Here is an 18,526-nt window from a genome sequence, read left to right as displayed (position 1 = left end):
AATGGACTTGCCCCTTTCTCGTTGTCCCCCTACATGCAGAGGCACGTTCCAAGGAGACCCGCATGACCCAGGACCTTCTCTCCCTCTTCGACTGCGACGACGCCACGCTGACCCAGCGCGTCGCCGATGCGCTTAAGGGTGCCGATGACGGAGAGCTGTTCGTCGAGCATGCCCAGGCGGAATCGCTGACCTTTGACAACGGACGCCTGAAGGGCGGCTCGTTCAATACCGACCAGGGCTTTGGGCTCCGGGCCGTCGCCGGTGAAGCCGTCGGCTATGCCCACGCCGGCGAACTCTCACTCGCTGCGCTTTCCCGTGCCGCAGACGCCGTCGGTGCGGTTACCCACGGCCATTCCGGCTCCTATGCGGCGGCCCCGCAGCGAACGAATTCGAAGCTCTATGGCGACGGCAATCCGATCGGTTCGCCGACATTCGAGGAGAAGGTGAAGCTTCTGTCCGAGATCGACGCCTATCTGCGCGACAAGGACCCGAAAGTGCGGCAGGTGACGGCAACCGTCGGCGCGAGCTGGCAGGTGGTCGAGATCCTGCGCGCTGACGGCCACCGGGTGCGCGACATCCGGCCGATGACCCGCATCAACATCTCCGTCGTCACCGGACAGGGAGACCGCCAGGAAAGCGGTTCCTTCGGCACCGGCGGGCGCATGGGATTCAACGACTTCCTGACGAGCGAAAGCTGGCAGCTCGGTGCCGACGAGGCGCTGCGTCAGGCGCTGGTCAACCTCGAAGCACAGGAAGCGCCGGCGGGCACGATGGACGTGGTGCTCGGTAATGGATGGCCGGGTGTTATGCTGCACGAGGCTGTCGGGCATGGGCTGGAAGGCGACTTCAACCGCAAGGAAACCTCGGCCTTTGCCGGCCTGATGGGCGAAATGGTTGCCGCGCCCGGCGTCACCGTCGTCGACGACGGCACGATCAATGACCGGCGCGGCTCGATCACCATCGACGACGAAGGCACGCCGTCGGCCTATAACGTGCTGATCGAGAACGGAAAGCTGGTCGGCTATATGCAGGACCGGCAGAACGCCCGTCTGATGGGCATGAAGGCGACCGGCAACGGCCGCCGCCAGGGTTACGCCCACCAGCCCATGCCACGCATGACCAACACCTACATGCTCTCGGGCGACAAGACGCCGGAAGAGATCATAGCCTCGGTGAAGAAGGGCATCTATGCCGTTTCCTTCGGCGGCGGCCAGGTGGACATCACCTCCGGCAAGTTCGTCTTCGGCTGCACCGAGGCCTATCTGATCGAAAACGGCAAGATCGGCGCACCGGTGAAGGGCGCCATGCTGATCGGCAACGGTCCCGATGCGATGAAGCGCATCACCATGATCGGCAATGATTCCAAGCTCGACACAGGCATCGGCAATTGCGGCAAGGCCGGCCAGTGGGTCCCGGTCGGCGTCGGCCAGCCGCATCTGAGGATGGACCAGATCACGGTGGGCGGGACGAAGGCTTGATCGGCAATGCGCTGGTGCCGGAGCTGGGCGTCAGCGACTGGCGCAGGAGCCGGGCCTTTTATCTGGATTTTGTTGGATTCGAGGTCGCCTATGAGCGGCCGGAGGAAGGCTTCAGCTACCTGACGCTCGGCGAGGCGCAGTTGATGATCGACCAGATCGGCATCGGACGGACTTTTGCGCTCGAGAATGCACCGATCGAGCGCCCCTTCGGACGGGGGCTCAATCTGCAGATCCGGGTGCCTGATGTCGTCGACATCCTGTATCGTCTCAGCGAAGCGGGCGTGGCGCTCTACCTGCCACTCGAAGAGAAGTGGTATCGTCGGGATGACCACGAGGTCGGCAACCGGCAATTCGTCGTGGCGGATCCGGACGGGTATCTGCTGCGGCTGTTCGAGGATCTTGGTCGGCGGGAGCTCGCGGCCGAAGGCTGACGGCAAAGGTCTCTGGACCAATTGGCAAGGCTTTGCGTCTGTGCGACACTCTTTCGGTCCATTTCGCTTGGAGCAGACATGGCAAACAGACGCCTCCACATTACGCTCGACAAAGACCTCGCTGCCCATGTGGACCGCAAGGTGCAGGCCGAAACCGGCTATGAGACTGCCGAGGATTATGTCGGGGAGTTGATCCGCCAGGATATGGAAGCGGACGACGCGACGGCCGTGTTCCTGCACGACTTGCTGGCGGATGCCATAAATGACGGCGAGGACAGTTTCAGAGCAGTCGAACCGAACGACGTCATCCAGCGCAATTCGCCGCGCTAGCATGACCGGATACCTGTTCCACCCGATCGCGGATGCTGAACAGGACGAAATATTTCTTTTCATGCGAGAGCGCTGGGGCCAACGCCAAGCGGAAACCTATATCCGGGAACTGCATGCGCATCTCGAACTGCTCGCGGCGTCTCGCGGTCTCTGGCGTGCGCTACCGAACCGCGTGGGCATCCTGATCCGTAGCGACGTCACGCTCTATGTCTCCCGCCACCAGCGACATTACATCTTCTTCCGTGAACTGCCGAGCGGCTCGATCGGCATACTGAGGCTCGTGGATGTGCGACGAGACATGCCGAGAAAACTTCGCGCCGACCTCGCCCGGATCGCGCGCGAGGTGATCGAATGATCACCCCCGCGCAGGCATCAGCACGCAGTCGTAGCGCTGGCGGACCAGCTTGTCACAGACGGTGCGGGCTTCGTCCTTGGTGTCGAAGCCGGTGAAACGGGCGCGGTAGAAGGTGGTGCCGTTGCGGGTGACCATCTCGGTATAGGTGTCCAGGTTCTTGAGCGGCGCGCCGACCTTGTCGCGGGCGTCGGAGAGCAGATCCATGGCTGCCTGGGCGGAGGTGGCGGCAGCGATCTGGATCTGCCACTTGCGCTCGCCGGTGGTCGAGGCGGCAGAGGCCTGCTGGGCGCCCTGCCCGCCGACGGAGGCTCCGGCACCGACATTGGCGCGCGGCGTGACGCGCGGGATGGCGGCGGTCAGCGGCTGCGCCGCCGGAGCGAGGTCACCCTCGGCATAGGCGGCGGCAAAGTCGCTCGTCCCGACACCGGTTGCGCCGGCCATGCCCTGGACAGCTGCCATGGCCGACTGGCGCGAGGCGGGCACCGGGATGTCGTCACCCAGGCGGGCGAGGTCCATCTGGACACCGGTCGTGTGGCTCGCCACGAGCTGCGTTCCCGTCGAGGCCTTCTTGATGTTGGCGTCGATGAGCTTTTCCATCAGCCTGTCACGGCTCGCGGCCGTGCGGCCGCCCATGACCACGCCGATCACGCGGCGTCCCTTGCTTTCGACGGCGCTGACGAGGTTGAAGCCCGAAGCATTGGTATAGCCGGTCTTGATGCCGTCCATGCCCTTGTAGCGATACATCAGGTTATTGTGGCCATTGATGGTGCGGCCGCGGAAGGCGAAGCTCTTGGTGGAGAAGAGTTCGTAATCCTTGGGAAAGTCGCGGATCAGGGCGACGCCGAGGGTCGACATGTCGCGGGCGGTGGTGAACTGCTGGTCGTGCGGCAGACCCGAGGCGTTGAAGAAGGTGGTGTTGAGCATCCCAAGCGAACGCGCCTTGCGGGTCATCAGCGCGGCAAAACCCTCTTCCGAACCGCCGATTTTTTCGCCGACGGCGGTTGCAACATCGTTGGCCGAGAGCACGATCATCGCAAGCACGGCTTCCTTGACGGTAATCGAGTCACCGGCTTTAACGCGCAGCTTGGTCGGCGGGCGGGCGGAGGCGTATTTCGAGAACGGAACGGGGCTGTCCCAGCTGAGCTTGCCGGCATGGATCGCATCGAGAACCATGTAGATGGTCATCATCTTGGTCAGTGATGCCGGGTGATTGAGCGCGTCGGGGTTTTCGGAGGCAAGCACTTCACCGGTGCGCGCATCGAGGAGAAGCTGGGCGCTGCCGGCCTGGGCCGAAGTCGAGAGAGACAGGATCGCCACGCAAAACGAAAACGCGATCAATAACTTCTTCATGAAAACTCCAACTGCCGCCTGGATTTCGATGATGGATCAGGCTTGCATGATTCTCTCGACGCGCCGTTCCGGATGCTGCGCTTAGGGCAAGAATGGGGCGACAATCAGCCGATCGGAATCAAATGCAACCAATGATCCACAGAAGGTGCCGCGATCGTGGTTAGCGGGAGGTTAATTTTGTCGGCGAGTTCTGCCACATCGCCTCCCCGCCGCTTCCCTTTATCCCGGCAATCCTCCCCGAAGCTTACCTGCGCAGCGCCACCCCACCCGTCCCCTCGTTCGCCAGCGTGTCCGCCGGATTGATCAACTGGCAACGCTTCGTCGACAGGCAACCGCAACCGATGCAGCCGTCGAGATCGTGGCGCAGGCGCTGGAGCACGCGGATGCGCGCGTCGAGCCTCTCCGCCCAGCCACTTGCGATGCGGCGCCAGTCGGCGGGTGTCGGCGTGCGTCCGGCGGGCAGGCTCGCAAGCGCGTCGGCAACTTCCGACAATGGCAGCCCAACCTCCTGGGCCGCACGGATCAGGGCAAGGCGCCTCAGCACATCGCGGCCGTAGCGCCGCTGGTTTCCGCCGGTGCGGTCGGCCGCGATCAGGCCCTTGCGCTCGTAGAAATGGATGGCCGAGACGGCAAGGCCGCTGCGCCTTGCGACATCCCCGACACTGAGGAGAGAGTTTTCTTTCGCCATAGGTCTTTACCTCAACTTAAGTTGAGGTTGTAGCATCCGATCCCGAACCGACCAAGACCCTCATTGCAAGGATGCCCCATGTCCAAGACCGCCGCCATCTCCCCCGCCGCTGCCCAAGCCGGCGCCGATCCTGCCGCGCCCAGCCCGCAGACGGTGGACACCTCAACCGAGGGCCGCTGGCTCGACCTCTTGACGCCCCGCCACGCCGCGACGACCGTGATGCTGTGCATGGGGGTGGCACTCTTTGCCTTCAACGGCTTTCTCGTCACCACCGTGATGCCGAGCGCCATTGCCGAGATCGGCGGTGGCGAACTGATCGCCTGGTCGGTGTCGCTCTACCTGATCGGTTCGATCGTATCAGGCGCCAGTGCCGCAGCACTGAAGAGCCGGTTCGGGTCGAGGCTGGTGATGTTGGTCGCGACGCTGCTGTTTCTCGGTGGCACGCTCGCGGCCGCCCTCGCGACCGCGATGCCGCAGGTGCTGCTCGGCCGGATGGCGCAGGGGCTTGGCGAAGGTATTGTCGCTGCCCTCTGCTATGCGCTCATTCCCGCCCTCTATCCGACGCGGCTGGTGCCCAAGGTTTTTGGCGCCGAAGCCATGGTCTGGGCGGTCGCCTCTTTCGGCGGCCCCTTCGCGGCCGGGTGGATCACCGAGACCCTGTCCTGGCGCGCCGCCTTCCTGGTGAATATCCCGCTCGGGCTGATCTTCCTCGTGCTTGCGATCAAGACGGCGACGCCGAGGGAGATCTACGAAACCGGCAGCCGGATACCACTTGCTCCCCTGCTTCTGCTGGCCGCAGGGATGCTGGTGCTGTTGTCTGCCGGCTCGGCGGTCGATCTGCGCATTTCGGCGCTCACCGTCATCGTCGGCATAACGCTTGTGAGCTGGAGCGTGGTCCGTGATCGCACGTCTTCTGACCGGCTGATGCCGCAGGGCGCGTTCGGGTTCGGATCGACCGTTGGCACTGGACTCTGGGTCGTGCTGCTGATGCCGGTGGCGCAGGCGACCAGCGCCGTCTACATCGTCTTCGGACTGCAGCATGTCTTCGGCTATGGTCCGACGGCGGCCGGCGGGTTCGGCGCCGTGATGGCGATGAGCTGGAGTGTGGTCGCCGTGCTGATCGCCAACCTCACTTCGCCGCAGGCGAGGCGGCGGGCGATACAGGGCGGGCCTGTGCTGCAATGCGCCGGCATGATCCTCGTGGCAGTTGGGATGGCCTTGCAGATTCTACCTCTTCTGGTCCTTGGCCAAGTGCTGGTCGGGGCTGCCTTCGGCTCCAGCTGGTCCTATCTCAACCAGATGCTGATGGCCTCAAGCCCGGCATCCGAACGGGACAAAACCTCCGGCCTGTTGCCCACCCTGCAATCGGCTGGCTACGCCATTGGCGCGGCCCTTGCCGGGCTCACCGCCAACAGTCTCGGCTTTGCCGGTAGTTCGGACGCGGACAGGCTGCACCTTGTTCTTTCAGCCACTTTCGTGGCTCCCATCCTCTGGACGCTTCCCGCCATCATTCTGGCGCAGCGGACACTGCGGCTCGCTCCCGCACCTTGGGGTCCCGGCTTGTCCTGAATTGAGACGAAGCCATTGAACGAAGCTTAAGGACTTGGCCGCTAGGTTGACTGCGACTCGAAAAGGAGTGCGGGCGGAGACGATGGCGGGACAGTTGAAACAGAGGATCAAGCGGGCGGTGATCACCGCCGGGCTGGAGGTCTCCTTCTGCCTTTCCCGTCTTGGGCTGTTCAAGGCGGCGCGGGGACGCGGCGTGATTTTCACGCTGCATCACGTTCGCCCTGCCGAAGCGGGTCCGTTCCAGCCGAACCGTCATCTTGAGATCACGCCGGAATTCCTCGACGCCGCGATCGTCGGGCTGAAACGGGACGGCTATCGTTTCCTTCGGCTGGACGACGTGCCGGCAGCACTCCAAGAACCCGCCGCCTCCACCCCCTTTGCCGTCTTCACGCTTGACGACGGATTTCGCAACAATGCCCAGCACGCCCTTCCCGTCTTCGAGCGGCATGGTGTGCCCTTCACCATCTTCGTCTGCAAGGGCCTGTCGGAGCGCAGCCACACCATGTGGTGGGACACGGCGGCCATGCTGATCGCACGGCAAAAACGTCTGACGCTCTGCCTGCCCGCCGAACGGATCGATGTCGACTGCAGCACCGTCAAAACGAAGGCGGCGGCATTCGACGCCGTCGCGAAAGCGATCTTTTCCAGCAATGAGGCAAAGGCCGTCGCTCTACTCGACGCCACCGCCCAGGCCATCGGCCTCAATCCGCATGCGCTGGTGGCAGAAACCGTAATGGACGGCGAAGAGCTGCGGGCGCTTGCACAACACCCGCTCGTCTCCTACGGCGCCCATACCGTCAGCCACAGGGCATTGGAGGCGCTGACGGACACGGAGATCCTCGCCGAACTCAACGACAGCGCCGAGTATGTCGCTGAGATCACCGGTATACGGCCGGTGACCTTCGCCTATCCCTACGGGGATGCACGCAGCGCAACGCCCCGCACGGCGGGTTATGCGGAATGGGCGGGGTTTCGGCTGGCCGTCACCACGCGCCCCGGCACCCTCACCGAAGCCTCGCTTGATGCACCGCAGCTTTTGCCGCGCATCTCGCTCAACGGGTTCTACCAGAAGGCCCGTTACGTGCAGGCACTGGCGTCCGGGATTCCCTCTCGGCTCGGTCGCGGCTAAGAGCTCCTGCCCGGTCTTTGCTCACGGGTACATCCGCACCTTCGCCCAGCCCTCGCCGTCGCGGCGAAACTCGATACGGTCGTGCAGGCGAAACTTGCGGTCGTGCCAGAATTCGATCGACTTCGGAATGATGCGGAAGCCGGACCAGTGGGGCGGACGCGGCACGTTTCCGAGCGCATATTTGGCCGTATATTCGGCCACCGCCTTTTCCAGCGCGAAGCGGCCTTCGAGCGGGCGCGACTGTTTCGAGGCCCAGGCGCCAATGCGGCTGCCGAGCGGGCGGGACTGGTAATATTCGTCCGCCTCGGCGTCGGAAACGACCTCGACTTCACCACGCAAGCGGATCTGTCGGCGGAGCGATTTCCAATGAAAACACATTGCCGCCTTTTTCTGGCCGAGAATTTCCTGTCCCTTTTGGCTCTCAAAATTCGTGTAGAAAACGAAGCCGCGAGAATCGTACCCCTTGAGAAGCACCATACGCACATTCGGAAGACCATCCGCATCCACGGTGGCCAATGCTACCGCATTGGGATCATTGATCTCCGAAGCCTCTGCGTCCTTCAGCCAGGTGGCGAACAAGGCAAAGGGCTCGTTCTCTTCGGTAAAGTCACCAGTTGTTAACCCGACTTCTGACATATTGTCTCAATTGCTCCTGATCTGCATACTCGCCACCAGTGCGAAGCACCGGATGAAACGGCCCTTGGAAGACATAGCAAAGTCGGTTGAGCGTACAAAGGGTAGCTGCATGCGCAAAGCCTCGATGATCTTCGTCATCGCTGCGACACTTCCGCTCAGCGGCTGCTTCGGCAGCAGCATGGACCTATTCGGAGCCGACAGCGTCGACAGCTCGATCTCGACATCGACCGTCTCCAAGAAGGGTAATCCCTCCAGCCATTCGGACGAACTCACCGTGCAGAGCGCGGTCTCCTCTGTCGACCTCGAAAAGACCGATGGCAAGCCGCTTCCCTGGGCCAATGCGACTACTGGCAGCGCCGGAGTGGTGACCGCCATTCAGGAAGAAAAGGGCCAGGGGTTCATCTGCCGCAATTTCTCCACCACCCGACACTCCTATGAGGGTATCGCCTATTTCTCCGGCAAGACCTGTACATCGGGCAGCGGAAATTGGGAACTTATGAGCTTCGATCGCCGTTCGTAAACGGCGGCCACGTGTTCGGTCGCTTTTGAAAGGTTTGCTTAAGCAAGCCGAAAGAATAGCCCCGCACGCACCTGCCTCCTGTAACTTTCGATTAGAGAATTTCGTGCGACGGTTTCGGCCTATTGTTTGCCGCTGCCGCCATGTCTGCGGAGTGGTTACCGAATTTTCGCGGACCAAGGCGCCATGAACGGGCCTCTCCGCATTCGATAATTGGTGTCATCAATGCGTGACTTCTATTCGATCCTGGGCGTGAAGCGCGATGCGGGTGCGGACGAGATCAAGGCCGCATGGCGCACGAAGGCAAAATCCGTGCATCCGGACCAGAACCGCGACGATCCCAATGCGCATAACCGCTTTGCCGAAATGGGCCGCGCCTATGAGGTGCTGAAGGACCCTGCCAAGCGCAGCCGCTACGACCAGCAGCGCTCCAAGGTCGAGGCATTGGAGCGCGAGCAGACCATCATGCAGCAGCGCAACGCCGCCCGCGAGGCCGCCGAAAAGGCAAAAATCGCCAAGGCGAATGCCGAGCGCATTCTGGCTGAATTGGCTCAGGCCGAGGCGGAAAAGGCGAAGGCCGAAGCCGCTGCCGCCGCCAAGGCAGAGGCAGCAAGGGCTGCCAAGCAGGCCAAATCCGCAAAGCCTGACCCGAAGGCCGAGGCCGCGAAATCCAAGGGCGAGGGCAGTACGGCCGACAATGGCGCAAAGCCAGCACCGGCAGGCCCATCGGCCGACGCCGGCAAGTCCCAGGCCGCTGGGGCCGGCGGTGCGGGTGCGAAATCCGAGGGGCCGGAAGACATCGTTTCCCGCATCTTCGGCGACAGCCCGGAGGCGGCGGTTGCTGCCGAACAGCTGAAGCGCGACCAGGAGGCGTCTGACCTTAATGACGGCATCCCGTTGCGCACGACGAGTTCGCCGCTCCTTGCCCCGATCGAATTGTTCAGCTCTCTCGTGCGGCGCCTGCGTCGTACCCCTCCTCCGCCACCGCCGGAAAAGGCACCCGATGTCTTTGCCGAGGCGATCGTTGCAATCTCTGACCTGCTGGAACAAAAGGCTGTGCCCGTCACCCTCACCGATGGACGGGAGGTGCGCGTGCCGCTCAGCGGCGCCACCGAAGGTCATGTCGTCAAGCTTAAAGGCCAGGGGCTCAAGTTCCAGGGCCTCCTCAGAGGCGACCTTGCCGTTACGATCCGCATATTGCGCAGTGAACGCTTCGCCGTCGATGGCTTCGACATCAAGACCGTTCTGCCGATCACGCTGGAAAATGCCGTTCTCGGCTGCGAAACCGAAGTGGAAGGGCCGGAAGGGCCGGTCAAGATCACGGTCCCGCCTTGGTCGAATTCGGATCAGGCAATCCGCGTCGAGGCCCTTGGGCTGCCGGACGGGGATGGCGGGCGGGGTGCGCTCGTGGTCGAACTCCGGGTCATGCTCTGGGAAAAGCCGGACGAGAAGGTGACAGACCTGATGCGCCTGATGCGCGAAGGTCTCTACATCTGAGCCTTGCGTCAGGCCTCCTGCGGCGTGGTATAATCGAGGCATCCGGCAAAGACGCCGGTGCCGCTGACGAGAAGAGCACCGTGTAGGTAAAGCGATGCGGGCGATCGAATGGGCGGGACTTGAACCGCCCACAAAGTGCCCGTTGCATCCTGGCCGAGCAGCCGGCCGTCGACGGCTTCGATCGCCGCCATGGCGCCCTCCGGCGAAAGGCCCTCGCGAAACATCACCATGACAGGCTGGTCCGTCGGCGGGGGAAGCGCCTGAGCAAGGCCGGCCCCGACCGTTAAAATGGCAAGAAGCCAGGCCGAGCGCGTCGCATGGGTCCCTGCGCCAATGCCGCCTCCGTCGCCTCCGTCGAGACGCATCTTCAGGCCCAAGGACAGGGGCAGCAGACCAAACACCAGCAGCCACAGCACATCCCAGACCAGCGGCATGTCGCTGTCCATCCGAATGCGGTGGATGCCGAGTAGCCAATGCGACAGGATCCCATCGATCCCGTGCCAACTGGCGAAACCGATGAGCACCCAGGCGATGACAGGGCGGCTCCGGGGGACGTTGCCCAGGGATTTGCGTGCGCGCCAAAGGCCCCAGAGACCAGCAAAGGCCACGGCATACATCGCCAGATGAAAGAGGCCGTCAGTCATCACCAGGAAACGCAGATCGCCGGCCTTGCCCGGCAGACCGCTTAGCAAATGATGCCATTGCAGGATCTGATGCAGCAGGATGCCGTCGAAGAAACCTCCGAGAGCAAAACCGAGGGCACCAACGGCGAGCCAGGGTCTCCGTTCAGTCTGATGGCGGTTCGGTTCGTGTGCATCTGGCATGCTCTACTCCTGTCGAACAGGCCCAACCCTCTTCACCGACGAGGGTTCCCGCGGTCACGGGAGCAGAAAAGGGGGTGACGGCAGCGGTGGATGTCGAACGCCAACCAGACGCTGTTTTATGAAGGATTTCCAATGGAAGCGTTCATTCTCGGTTCCTCCGGCGCAGTTGACAGGCTTCAAACTTGAACGGCGGAACGGCCTATGCCATAGGCAACTCCACTTGACAGTTTAGGGGATCCATCATGGTTCAAGGTTCAGGCCTCATGGCCGGCAAGCGCGGCGTCATCATGGGCGTCGCCAACAATCGCTCCATCGCCTGGGGCATTGCCAAGGCCTGCCGTGAACAGGGCGCAGAGATTGCACTGACCTGGCAGGGTGATGCGCTGAAGAAGCGCGTCGAGCCGCTGGCCGTCGAACTGGACGCCTTCCTCGCCGGCGACTGCGACGTCACCAATCTCGAAAGCATCGATGCTGTCTTCGCCAATCTCGAAGCCAAGTGGGGCAAGATCGACTTCGTCGTTCACGCGATCGCCTTTTCCGACAAGGACGAGCTGACCGGCCGCTACATCGACACGACGCGCGACAACTTCGCCCGGACGATGGATATCTCGGTCTATTCCTTCACGGCGGTTGCAGCGCGCGCCGAGAAGATCATGAACGATGGCGGCTCGCTCCTGACGCTCACCTATTACGGCGCCGAAAAGGTCATGCCGCATTACAACGTCATGGGTGTGGCGAAGGCGGCACTGGAAGCCTCCGTGCGTTACCTCGCCGTCGACATGGGCGGCCGCGGCATCCGCGTCAACGCCATCTCGGCCGGCCCGATCAAGACGCTTGCCGCTTCCGGCATCGGCGACTTCCGCTACATTCTCAAGTGGAACGAGTACCACTCTCCGCTCAAGCGCAACGTGACGACCGACGAGGTCGGCCAGTCGGGCATGTATCTGCTGTCGGATCTGTCGACCGGCGTTTCTGGTGAAGTGCACCACGTCGATTGCGGCTACCACACGGTCGGCATGAAAGCCGTGGACGCGCCCGACATCTCCGTCGCCAAGGATTGAAACAGAGGTCTTGCGCCGTGCTCATCTACATGATCCGTCACGGCCTGACCGACTGGAACGCCGAAGGGCGGATGCAGGGACAGAAGGATATCGGCCTCAACGATATCGGCCGCGCTCAGGCGAGCGAGATCGGCCGCAAGCTCGGGCAAATTCTCGGCGATACCGCGCTCGACTACGATTTCGTCTCCTCTCCCCTTTCGCGTACCCGTGACACCATGGAACGCGTGCGGGCCGCCATGGGCCTGCCGGCAGAGGGCTACTGCATCGACGACCGGTTGAAGGAACTCTCCTTCGGAGACTGGGAAGGCTCGACGCTGCCAGAACTTGCTCGAGTTTCGCCCGAGCGGGTGGCAGAGCGGGCGCGGCAGAAGTGGAGCTTCATTCCGCCGGGCGACGATGCCGAAAGCTATGAGATTCTGTCCTGGCGGATCGGCGCCTGGCTAGCATCCGTGGAACGGCCGACGGTCTGCGTCAGCCATGGCGGTGTGATCCGCAGCTGTTTCCGGCTGATCGGGAATGTGGATGAAGACGAGGCCTGCGAAATGAACATCCCGCAGGACCGGATATTGAAGATCGACCTGGCCACGGCGTCGTCCGCCGCCACGATCGGCTGGATCTGACGGATCGTCAGACGCGCTTGCTTACTGGACGACCTCAAGATCGTCGATGACGCGCTTGCCGTCGACTTCCGTGTAGAAGACAATGACCTTCTGACCCTTTTCCAGCCCTTCGAAATTGAATTCGTCCGGAACCGTATAGGTCTTGCCGTCGTCGAGCATCAGGCTCATGGCGTCGACATTGACGGCTGCGATCGTTGCCTCGACATCGTGACTGCCGGCATAGGCGGCAATCGGAGACAGGAGGCTGGCTGTACCAAGAAGCAGGGATATCAGGATACGCATACGAACCACCTTCGACCAAATCAATGCTGAAAACGAGTACAAGATAGGCCTCCGGAATATGGCAAAATTTGCCCGATGACGTGTCATTTCGGTGGGATTGTGGAGAGGAACGCAGCTGTGATCAAGCCATGGCGCAAGTTTATCCCGCTCCTTTGGGCAAGCTGCACTGCAACATCCGTCCGGCCACGGCCAAACTTCTTCGTGCGCCGAGACACTACTGCGCGCAAAACGTGAGGCATCTTCGAAATTCTAAATTAACCGCCGTCGCATAGGGTTACCCCAGGTAGGGTTTAAGGGTTGGTGGCGTTGCGTAACGTGAAGGCGGGGACAAAATCCGACGGCAAATGGGGCAACGGCATCTATTTGCTGGCAGGCGGGGCCGTCATCGGCGCGCTGATCATCGCTGCCGGCTTCATGATCGACCGCGACACCGCCGCCCATGAGCGCAAACGCGTCGAGCACATGGTTCAGGACGGGCTCGAGCATGCGGGCGCAGCCATTCGCCATCGGCTCGACAGCGATGTCCACCTGGCGATGGAAATGGCCGATGACATTGGGGACGATCCCATGCTGTCGCCGATGGAATTCAACCGCACGGTCGCCAAGCAGATGGCGCAAAACCCGCATTTCCGTGCGATCCGGCTGCAACCGCTCCACGATCCTTATCGCATGGCCTTCGATCCGAAGATCGATAGCGACGGCCGCACTCTATCCATAGACATTCCCGTGCCGCCAATGTCCTGGCAGAACTTTCGCCAGTGGCAATCGCTGCGGATCGAAATCGACTCCGTCGATTTTCTGCAGGCCGCTGAGATCCGGGCCGACGATACCGAGATCGGCCACGCCGAGGGCAGCGGCTTGAAGATGGCCGTGGGACAGATGGCCCCCACGGGCTCCATCGATGTCATTTCGGGCGATCCTGATCTCTTAAACGATACACCTCTGACCATGCGGATCGACATCGACGACCTGTCGCTCGTCGTCTTCGCCATGCCGGAGGAAGGCTGGGATGCGGCAATGAACCGGCTGCTGCCGAGCCGCTTGCTTCTGACGGCCGGTATCGCAGCCATGATGATCTCGATCCTGCTCGCCATTGTGTTGTTGCGGGAGCGCAACCTCAACATCCAGCGGCTGCGCGCCCGCGAGGAGCGCTTGCTGGAACTGTCGCAGCGTTTCCAGCTGGCGCTGGAGACGTCGAATATCGGCATTTGGGAAATCGATGAGGCCACCCACTCGCTTCTCTGGGACAAGCGCACGGCCGGTCTGCACGGCCTGCCGGAAAGTCTGGACGAGGAAGAAGACCGGCTGGCAGACTGGTATGGCGCCATTCAGCCGGAGGATCTCTGCCGGGCCGAGCAGCTCTACTTCGACAGCGTCATCGCCCGTACCACCGACAGCTGGGACATCGTCTATCGCCTGCCTCTTGCCGACGACAGCTTCCGCTACCTGCGCTCGGTGGGCGCGCGCACGATCGACGGTCGCATTACCGGGATCGTCTGTGACATTACCACTGACACCCTGCTGACGCAGTCGCTCAGCCGGGCCAAGGAAAACAGCGATATCAAGAATGCCGAGCTGGAACTGGCGCTCGAGGAACTCTCGAGCCGCGAACACCAACTGGCCGAGGCGTCGCGCCGACTGGACCTGGCATTGGGGTCTTACAATTGCGGCACCTGGGAGGGCGACCCTGTCAGCAAGACCGCCGTCTGGGACGAACGCATGCACCAGCTTTACGACCTGCCCTACAGCGACAAGCCGGTACCGGAGCATGTCTGGCTCTCGCGCATCCACCCCGATGATCGCGGCGAGATCCAGCTGGCCGCCAAGCGTGCTTCGACACTCGACCAGGTGTTAAACACCACCCAGAAGGTCATTCTGCCGAACAACGAGATCCGCTACATCCGATCGGTCGGCCAGCCGCATATCGGGCGCGACGGGCGCAAGAAGATGATCGGCATTGCCTTTGACGTCACGGCCGACGCCCTGCTCGCCGAGCAGATGCGGGCGGCCAAGGCGGAAGCCGATACGCGTAACATCGAGCTGGAACTGGCCAAGAACCGCATCGAGTTCAACGCGCTGCACGACCCGCTGACTTCGCTTGCCAATCGCCGCAAGCTCGACCTGGAGCTCGATGGCTTGAGCCGTGGCCATGCCACGCAACGCGCCAAGTTCGCGATCCTGCATCTCGACCTAGACCGCTTCAAGGAGATCAACGACACGCTCGGCCACGCCGCCGGCGACGCCATGCTGGTGCATGCCGCCGAAATCCTGCGTCGCCACGTGCCGCGCGGCGATCTGGTCGCGCGCATCGGCGGTGACGAGTTTGTGGTTCTGGCACGCCGTTCGACGAGCATGGAGGAGCTTGCCAACCTCTCCAGCCAGATCATCGAGGCGATGCGCCATCCGATCGATTTCGAAGGCTTCGACTGCCGCTGCGGCGTGTCGATCGGCATTGCCCAGGCGTCCGGCCTGATGCCGGATGCGCGCAAGGTGCTGATCAATGCCGACATCGCGCTCTACCAGGCCAAGGAAAAGGGCCGGAACTGCTACGAATTCTTCACGCCTGATCTGCAGGCCAACATCATTGCCAAGAAGCGCATGGCAGACGACATGCTGGCCGGGCTCGAGCGCGACGAGTTCATCGTCTGGTACCAGCCGCAGTTCGAGGCCGAGACCATGCAGCTCTGCGGCGCCGAGGCGCTGGTGCGCTGGCGCCATCCCGATCGCGGCGTGCTCGCCTCGGGCAACTTCCTCAAGGTCGCCGAGGACCTGAACGTCATGGCCCGCATCGACCAGCTCGTGCTGCAGACGGCGCTGAAGGACCAGATGCGCTGGACGGCGATGGGCATGGCCGTGCCGCGGATTTCGGTCAACGTGTCTTCCAAGCGCCTGCACGACGAGAACCTGATCGAACAGTTGCAGGGGCTGGCCATCACGCCGGGATCGATCTGCTTCGAGCTGGTGGAATCGATCTTCCTCGACGAAAGCGACACGAAGGCCGCCGAGAACATCGAGAAGATCAAGGCACTCGGCATCGACATCGAGATCGACGACTTCGGCACCGGACACACCTCAATCGTCTCGCTGTTGAAGCTGAAACCCAAGCGGCTGAAGATCGACCGCCAGTTGGTCATGCCGATCACCGTGCAGCCGCAGGAGCGCAGTCTGGTGCGCAACATCGTTGAGATTGCCCGCTCGCTCGGCATCGAGACGGTGGCCGAAGGGGTTGAGACGCACGAACATGCCGGCATGCTGCGCCAACTGGGCTGCGACTACCTGCAGGGTTATGCCTTCGCCAAACCTCTGTCGTTTGACGACTTCACCCGCTTTGTGAACCGCCTGCCGCAGCAGAAGGCTTCGTAACTGCTGGCATCCGTGCCTGTCTTTCCCGCACGGACACTGCGTCTGGGCGTTTTCGGCGCCGTTGCGCGTGAAAGCGCTTCACAGACTTCGACCATTTGCTCTATGAGTGTCGCCATCCAAGGCAAGCCCCGCTGGGAGACGGTCCGGCGGGTGGAAATGAGTGGTTCTTCAGTCCATGTCTCACAATACCTTCGGTCATCTCTTCCGCGTCACCACCTGGGGCGAAAGCCACGGCCCGGCGCTCGGCGCGGTCGTCGACGGCTGCCCTCCGGGTGTTCAGTTCAGACAGGAGGACCTCCAGGTCTTCATGGACAAGCGCAAGCCCGGCCAGTCGCGCTTCGTCACCCAGCGGCGCGAGGACGACATCGTCAAGGTGCTCTCCGGCGTCATGCCACAGGAAGACGGATCGATGATCACCACCGGCACGCCGGTGTGTCTGTTCATCGAAAACACCGACCAGCGTTCGAAGGATTACGGCGAGATCGCCAAGCGTTATCGCCCCGGCCATGCCGACTATACCTACGATCTGAAATACGGGATCCGTGACTATCGCGGCGGCGGCCGCTCGTCCGCTCGCGAAACCGCCGCGCGTGTTGCCGCCGGTGCGCTGGCACGGCTCGCCATGCCCGGCGTCACCATCCGCGGCGCGCTGGTGCAGATCGGAACGCACAAGATCAACCGTGACAACTGGGATTGGGCGCAGGTCGACCAGAACCCGTTCTTCTGCCCGGATGCGGCGATGGTTCCGGTTTTCGAGGACTATCTCGACGGCATCCGCAAGGCAGGCTCTTCCATCGGCGCCGTGATCGAGGTGGTCGCCGAAGGCGTGCCGGCCGGGATCGGAGCGCCGGTCTACGGCAAGCTCGACCAGGACATCGCCTCCGGCCTGATGTCGATCAACGCGGTCAAGGGCGTCGAGGTCGGCAACGGCTTCCAGGCGGCCGAGATCACCGGCGAGGAAAACGCCGACGAGATGCGCATGGGCAATGACGGCAAACCGATCTTCCTGTCGAACCATGCCGGCGGCGTCCTGGGCGGTATCTCGACGGGCGAGCCGATCGTCGCGCGTTTCGCAATCAAGCCGACCTCCTCGATCCTGACCGAGCGCCAGTCGATCGATTCGGACGGCAACAATGTCGATGTGCGCACCAAGGGCCGGCACGACCCCTGCGTCGGCATTCGCGCCGTGCCGGTGGGCGAGGCGATGCTCGCCTGCATCATTCTCGATCATATGTTGAGAGACCGTGGCCAGAACAACCGTATAAGGTGAGGACGTCGCATGAGCTATGACCAGAAACGTGTCGTCGAGGCCTTGCGCGCCTTCGAGGCGGGCGAAATCGTGGTGGTCATGGATGATGACGGGCGCGAGAACGAGGGCGACCTGATCGTCGCTGCCGTGCATTGCACGCCGGAAAAGATGGCCTTCATCGTGCGCCACACCTCGGGCATCGTCTGCGCCCCGATGCCGAAGGAAGAGGCGAAACGGCTGAACCTCTCGGCTATGGTGGCGGAAAACGACAGTGCGCATACCACGGCCTTCACCGTCTCGGTCGATTTCAAACACGGCACCTCGACGGGCATTTCCGCCGATGACCGCACACTGACCGTGCGCAATCTCGCCAACCCCAATGTCGGCGCCTCCGATTTTGTCCGGCCAGGCCACATCTTTCCGCTGGTCGCTCGCGAGGGTGGCGTGTTGATGCGCTCGGGCCATACGGAAGCGGCCGTAGACCTCTGTAACATGGCGGGCCTGCCACCGATCGGCGTGATCTCGGAGCTGGTCAATGACGACGGCACCGTGATGCGCGGGCCGCAGGTGGCGGCCTTTGCCGAGCAGAACGGACTGAAACAGGTCTCGGTCGCCGATCTCATCGCCTATCGGCAGCGCAAGGAAACGCTGATCGAGCTCAAGTCGAAGTTCGACATCCAGACGCCTTATGGTCCGGCCAAGGCCTATGCCTATTCCCTGCCCTGGGACCCGATGCAGCACCTGGCGGTGGTCTTCGGCGATATCAGAGACGGCGAGGACATTCCGGTGCGCCTGCATCTCGAAGATGTCGGGCGCGACGTGTTCGGCTCTAACCGGCAGATCGACGGCGTCATGAAGCGGATCGCCGACAAGGGCCGCGGCGTTGTCGTTTACCTGCGCGAGGGTTCGGTCGGGGTCGGCGTTTCCACTACGGCCCGTAGTGGCAAACATGATCGCGAGGCGCATAGCGAGGCGCAGGCGCGTGAAAGCGAGTGGCTGGAAATCGGACTTGGTGCGCAGATTCTCAAAGATCTGGGCGTCAATTCGATCCGGCTTATGGCTTCACGCGAGCGGCATTATGTCGGGCTTGAAGGGTTTGGCATTCAGATCTCAGGGACGGAGATCGTCTGAGGGCAGAGCTCGTCGT

Annotated in this window: 18 protein-coding genes; 13 read left to right on the top strand and 5 right to left on the bottom strand. The window is 62.6% G+C overall.

The features are described 5' to 3' along the window. Positions 1–62 precede the first annotated feature (62 nt). From tldD to FJQ55_RS04790, 4 genes are all read left to right on the top strand, one after another. Positions 63–1,478: a metalloprotease TldD gene (tldD, locus tag FJQ55_RS04805; protein ID WP_140826546.1), complete on the top strand. Its 1,416-nt coding sequence runs from the start codon at positions 63–65 to the stop codon at positions 1,476–1,478. Beyond that, positions 1,478–1,909 (top strand): bleomycin resistance protein, encoded by a 432-nt coding sequence (locus FJQ55_RS04800; RefSeq protein ID WP_140829083.1) that lies wholly within the window; start codon positions 1,478–1,480, stop codon positions 1,907–1,909. Before tldD ends, FJQ55_RS04800 begins: the two co-directional genes overlap by 1 nt. A gap of 78 nt (positions 1,910–1,987) precedes the next feature. After that, positions 1,988–2,239, top strand: coding sequence for a hypothetical protein (locus FJQ55_RS04795; RefSeq protein ID WP_140826545.1), 252 nt, complete (start codon positions 1,988–1,990; stop codon positions 2,237–2,239). A gap of 1 nt (position 2,240) precedes the next feature. Next, a complete protein-coding gene (locus FJQ55_RS04790; RefSeq protein WP_161596943.1) occupies positions 2,241–2,594 on the top strand; it encodes a type II toxin-antitoxin system RelE/ParE family toxin in 354 nt (117 codons plus the stop codon). Here FJQ55_RS04790 and FJQ55_RS04785 read toward each other — a convergent pair whose 3' ends face one another. Together FJQ55_RS04785 and soxR are read right to left on the bottom strand one after the other, a co-directional pair. After that, positions 2,595–3,944, bottom strand: a complete 1,350-nt coding sequence (locus FJQ55_RS04785; protein WP_140826543.1) for a D-alanyl-D-alanine carboxypeptidase — start codon at positions 3,942–3,944, stop codon at positions 2,595–2,597. A 244-nt stretch (positions 3,945–4,188) separates the two neighbouring features. Next, positions 4,189–4,632 (bottom strand): redox-sensitive transcriptional activator SoxR, encoded by a 444-nt coding sequence (soxR, locus tag FJQ55_RS04780; RefSeq protein ID WP_140826542.1) that lies wholly within the window; start codon positions 4,630–4,632, stop codon positions 4,189–4,191. 78 nt (positions 4,633–4,710) lie between these two features. On the opposite strand from soxR, the gene FJQ55_RS04775 reads away from it, so the two are divergent. Then, a complete protein-coding gene (locus FJQ55_RS04775; protein ID WP_140826541.1) occupies positions 4,711–6,201 on the top strand; it encodes an MFS transporter in 1,491 nt (496 codons plus the stop codon). 82 nt (positions 6,202–6,283) lie between these two features. After that, a complete protein-coding gene (locus FJQ55_RS04770) occupies positions 6,284–7,330 on the top strand; it encodes a polysaccharide deacetylase family protein (RefSeq protein ID WP_140826540.1) in 1,047 nt (348 codons plus the stop codon). A 21-nt stretch (positions 7,331–7,351) separates the two neighbouring features. Here the strand turns inward: FJQ55_RS04770 and pdxH are convergent, their stop codons facing one another. After that, positions 7,352–7,966: a pyridoxamine 5'-phosphate oxidase gene (gene pdxH, locus FJQ55_RS04765; protein ID WP_140826539.1), complete on the bottom strand. Its 615-nt coding sequence runs from the start codon at positions 7,964–7,966 to the stop codon at positions 7,352–7,354. A gap of 109 nt (positions 7,967–8,075) precedes the next feature. Between pdxH and FJQ55_RS04760 the strand changes: the two genes are divergently transcribed. Continuing rightward, a complete protein-coding gene (locus FJQ55_RS04760) occupies positions 8,076–8,486 on the top strand; it encodes an RT0821/Lpp0805 family surface protein (protein WP_208758179.1) in 411 nt (136 codons plus the stop codon). Positions 8,487–8,708: 222 nt separating this feature from the next. Continuing rightward, positions 8,709–9,980: a J domain-containing protein gene (locus FJQ55_RS04755; protein ID WP_140826538.1), complete on the top strand. Its 1,272-nt coding sequence runs from the start codon at positions 8,709–8,711 to the stop codon at positions 9,978–9,980. A gap of 8 nt (positions 9,981–9,988) precedes the next feature. On the opposite strand, the gene FJQ55_RS04750 is transcribed toward FJQ55_RS04755, so the two are convergent. After that, a complete protein-coding gene (locus FJQ55_RS04750) occupies positions 9,989–10,804 on the bottom strand; it encodes a DUF2243 domain-containing protein (protein ID WP_140826537.1) in 816 nt (271 codons plus the stop codon). Between the two features lie 242 nt (positions 10,805–11,046). On the opposite strand from FJQ55_RS04750, the gene fabI reads away from it, so the two are divergent. After that, entirely contained in the window at positions 11,047–11,865 is an 819-nt protein-coding gene (gene fabI / locus FJQ55_RS04745) for an enoyl-ACP reductase FabI (protein WP_140826536.1), read from the top strand. A gap of 17 nt (positions 11,866–11,882) precedes the next feature. Next, positions 11,883–12,485 (top strand): histidine phosphatase family protein, encoded by a 603-nt coding sequence (locus tag FJQ55_RS04740; RefSeq protein ID WP_140826535.1) that lies wholly within the window; start codon positions 11,883–11,885, stop codon positions 12,483–12,485. Between the two features lie 21 nt (positions 12,486–12,506). On the opposite strand, the gene FJQ55_RS04735 is transcribed toward FJQ55_RS04740, so the two are convergent. After that, positions 12,507–12,767 carry a DUF1344 domain-containing protein gene (locus FJQ55_RS04735; RefSeq protein WP_062275785.1) on the bottom strand — a complete coding sequence of 87 codons (261 nt, stop codon included), beginning with the start codon at positions 12,765–12,767 and terminating at the stop codon, positions 12,507–12,509. Between the two features lie 300 nt (positions 12,768–13,067). Here FJQ55_RS04735 and FJQ55_RS04730 point away from each other — a divergent pair, with 300 nt between their 5' ends. The 3 genes from FJQ55_RS04730 to ribB all read left to right on the top strand — a co-directional run bounded on the left by FJQ55_RS04730 (position 13,068) and on the right by ribB (position 18,510). Continuing rightward, positions 13,068–16,130, top strand: a complete 3,063-nt coding sequence (locus tag FJQ55_RS04730) for a bifunctional diguanylate cyclase/phosphodiesterase (protein ID WP_246085019.1) — start codon at positions 13,068–13,070, stop codon at positions 16,128–16,130. Positions 16,131–16,305: 175 nt separating this feature from the next. Beyond that, positions 16,306–17,400: a chorismate synthase gene (gene aroC / locus FJQ55_RS04725; protein ID WP_140826534.1), complete on the top strand. Its 1,095-nt coding sequence runs from the start codon at positions 16,306–16,308 to the stop codon at positions 17,398–17,400. 9 nt (positions 17,401–17,409) lie between these two features. Then, entirely contained in the window at positions 17,410–18,510 is a 1,101-nt protein-coding gene (ribB, locus tag FJQ55_RS04720) for a 3,4-dihydroxy-2-butanone-4-phosphate synthase (RefSeq protein WP_140826533.1), read from the top strand. Positions 18,511–18,526 lie beyond the last annotated feature (16 nt).

The sequence above is a fragment of the Rhizobium glycinendophyticum genome (genome assembly GCF_006443685.1).
GTDB classification, from domain to species: domain Bacteria; phylum Pseudomonadota; class Alphaproteobacteria; order Rhizobiales; family Rhizobiaceae; genus Allorhizobium; species Allorhizobium glycinendophyticum.
This window is presented reverse-complemented; position numbering and strand designations above follow the sequence as displayed.

Excerpts from the sequence above, each read along its gene's own strand:
- FJQ55_RS04735 (WP_062275785.1), bottom strand. The coding sequence starts at position 12,767 with ATGCGTATCCTGATATCCCTGCTTCTTGGTACAGCCAGCCTCCTGTCT.
- aroC (WP_140826534.1), top strand. The coding sequence starts at position 16,306 with ATGTCTCACAATACCTTCGGTCATCTCTTCCGCGTCACCACCTGGGGC.
- soxR (WP_140826542.1), bottom strand. The coding sequence starts at position 4,632 with ATGGCGAAAGAAAACTCTCTCCTCAGTGTCGGGGATGTCGCAAGGCGC.
- pdxH (WP_140826539.1), bottom strand. The coding sequence starts at position 7,966 with ATGTCAGAAGTCGGGTTAACAACTGGTGACTTTACCGAAGAGAACGAG.
- FJQ55_RS04790 (WP_161596943.1), top strand. The coding sequence starts at position 2,241 with ATGACCGGATACCTGTTCCACCCGATCGCGGATGCTGAACAGGACGAA.
- fabI (WP_140826536.1), top strand. The coding sequence starts at position 11,047 with ATGGTTCAAGGTTCAGGCCTCATGGCCGGCAAGCGCGGCGTCATCATG.
- FJQ55_RS04770 (WP_140826540.1), top strand. The coding sequence starts at position 6,284 with ATGGCGGGACAGTTGAAACAGAGGATCAAGCGGGCGGTGATCACCGCC.
- FJQ55_RS04785 (WP_140826543.1), bottom strand. The coding sequence starts at position 3,944 with ATGAAGAAGTTATTGATCGCGTTTTCGTTTTGCGTGGCGATCCTGTCT.
- FJQ55_RS04760 (WP_208758179.1), top strand. The coding sequence starts at position 8,076 with ATGCGCAAAGCCTCGATGATCTTCGTCATCGCTGCGACACTTCCGCTC.
- FJQ55_RS04795 (WP_140826545.1), top strand. The coding sequence starts at position 1,988 with ATGGCAAACAGACGCCTCCACATTACGCTCGACAAAGACCTCGCTGCC.
- FJQ55_RS04755 (WP_140826538.1), top strand. The coding sequence starts at position 8,709 with ATGCGTGACTTCTATTCGATCCTGGGCGTGAAGCGCGATGCGGGTGCG.
- tldD (WP_140826546.1), top strand. The coding sequence starts at position 63 with ATGACCCAGGACCTTCTCTCCCTCTTCGACTGCGACGACGCCACGCTG.
- FJQ55_RS04750 (WP_140826537.1), bottom strand. The coding sequence starts at position 10,804 with ATGCCAGATGCACACGAACCGAACCGCCATCAGACTGAACGGAGACCC.
- ribB (WP_140826533.1), top strand. The coding sequence starts at position 17,410 with ATGAGCTATGACCAGAAACGTGTCGTCGAGGCCTTGCGCGCCTTCGAG.
- FJQ55_RS04775 (WP_140826541.1), top strand. The coding sequence starts at position 4,711 with ATGTCCAAGACCGCCGCCATCTCCCCCGCCGCTGCCCAAGCCGGCGCC.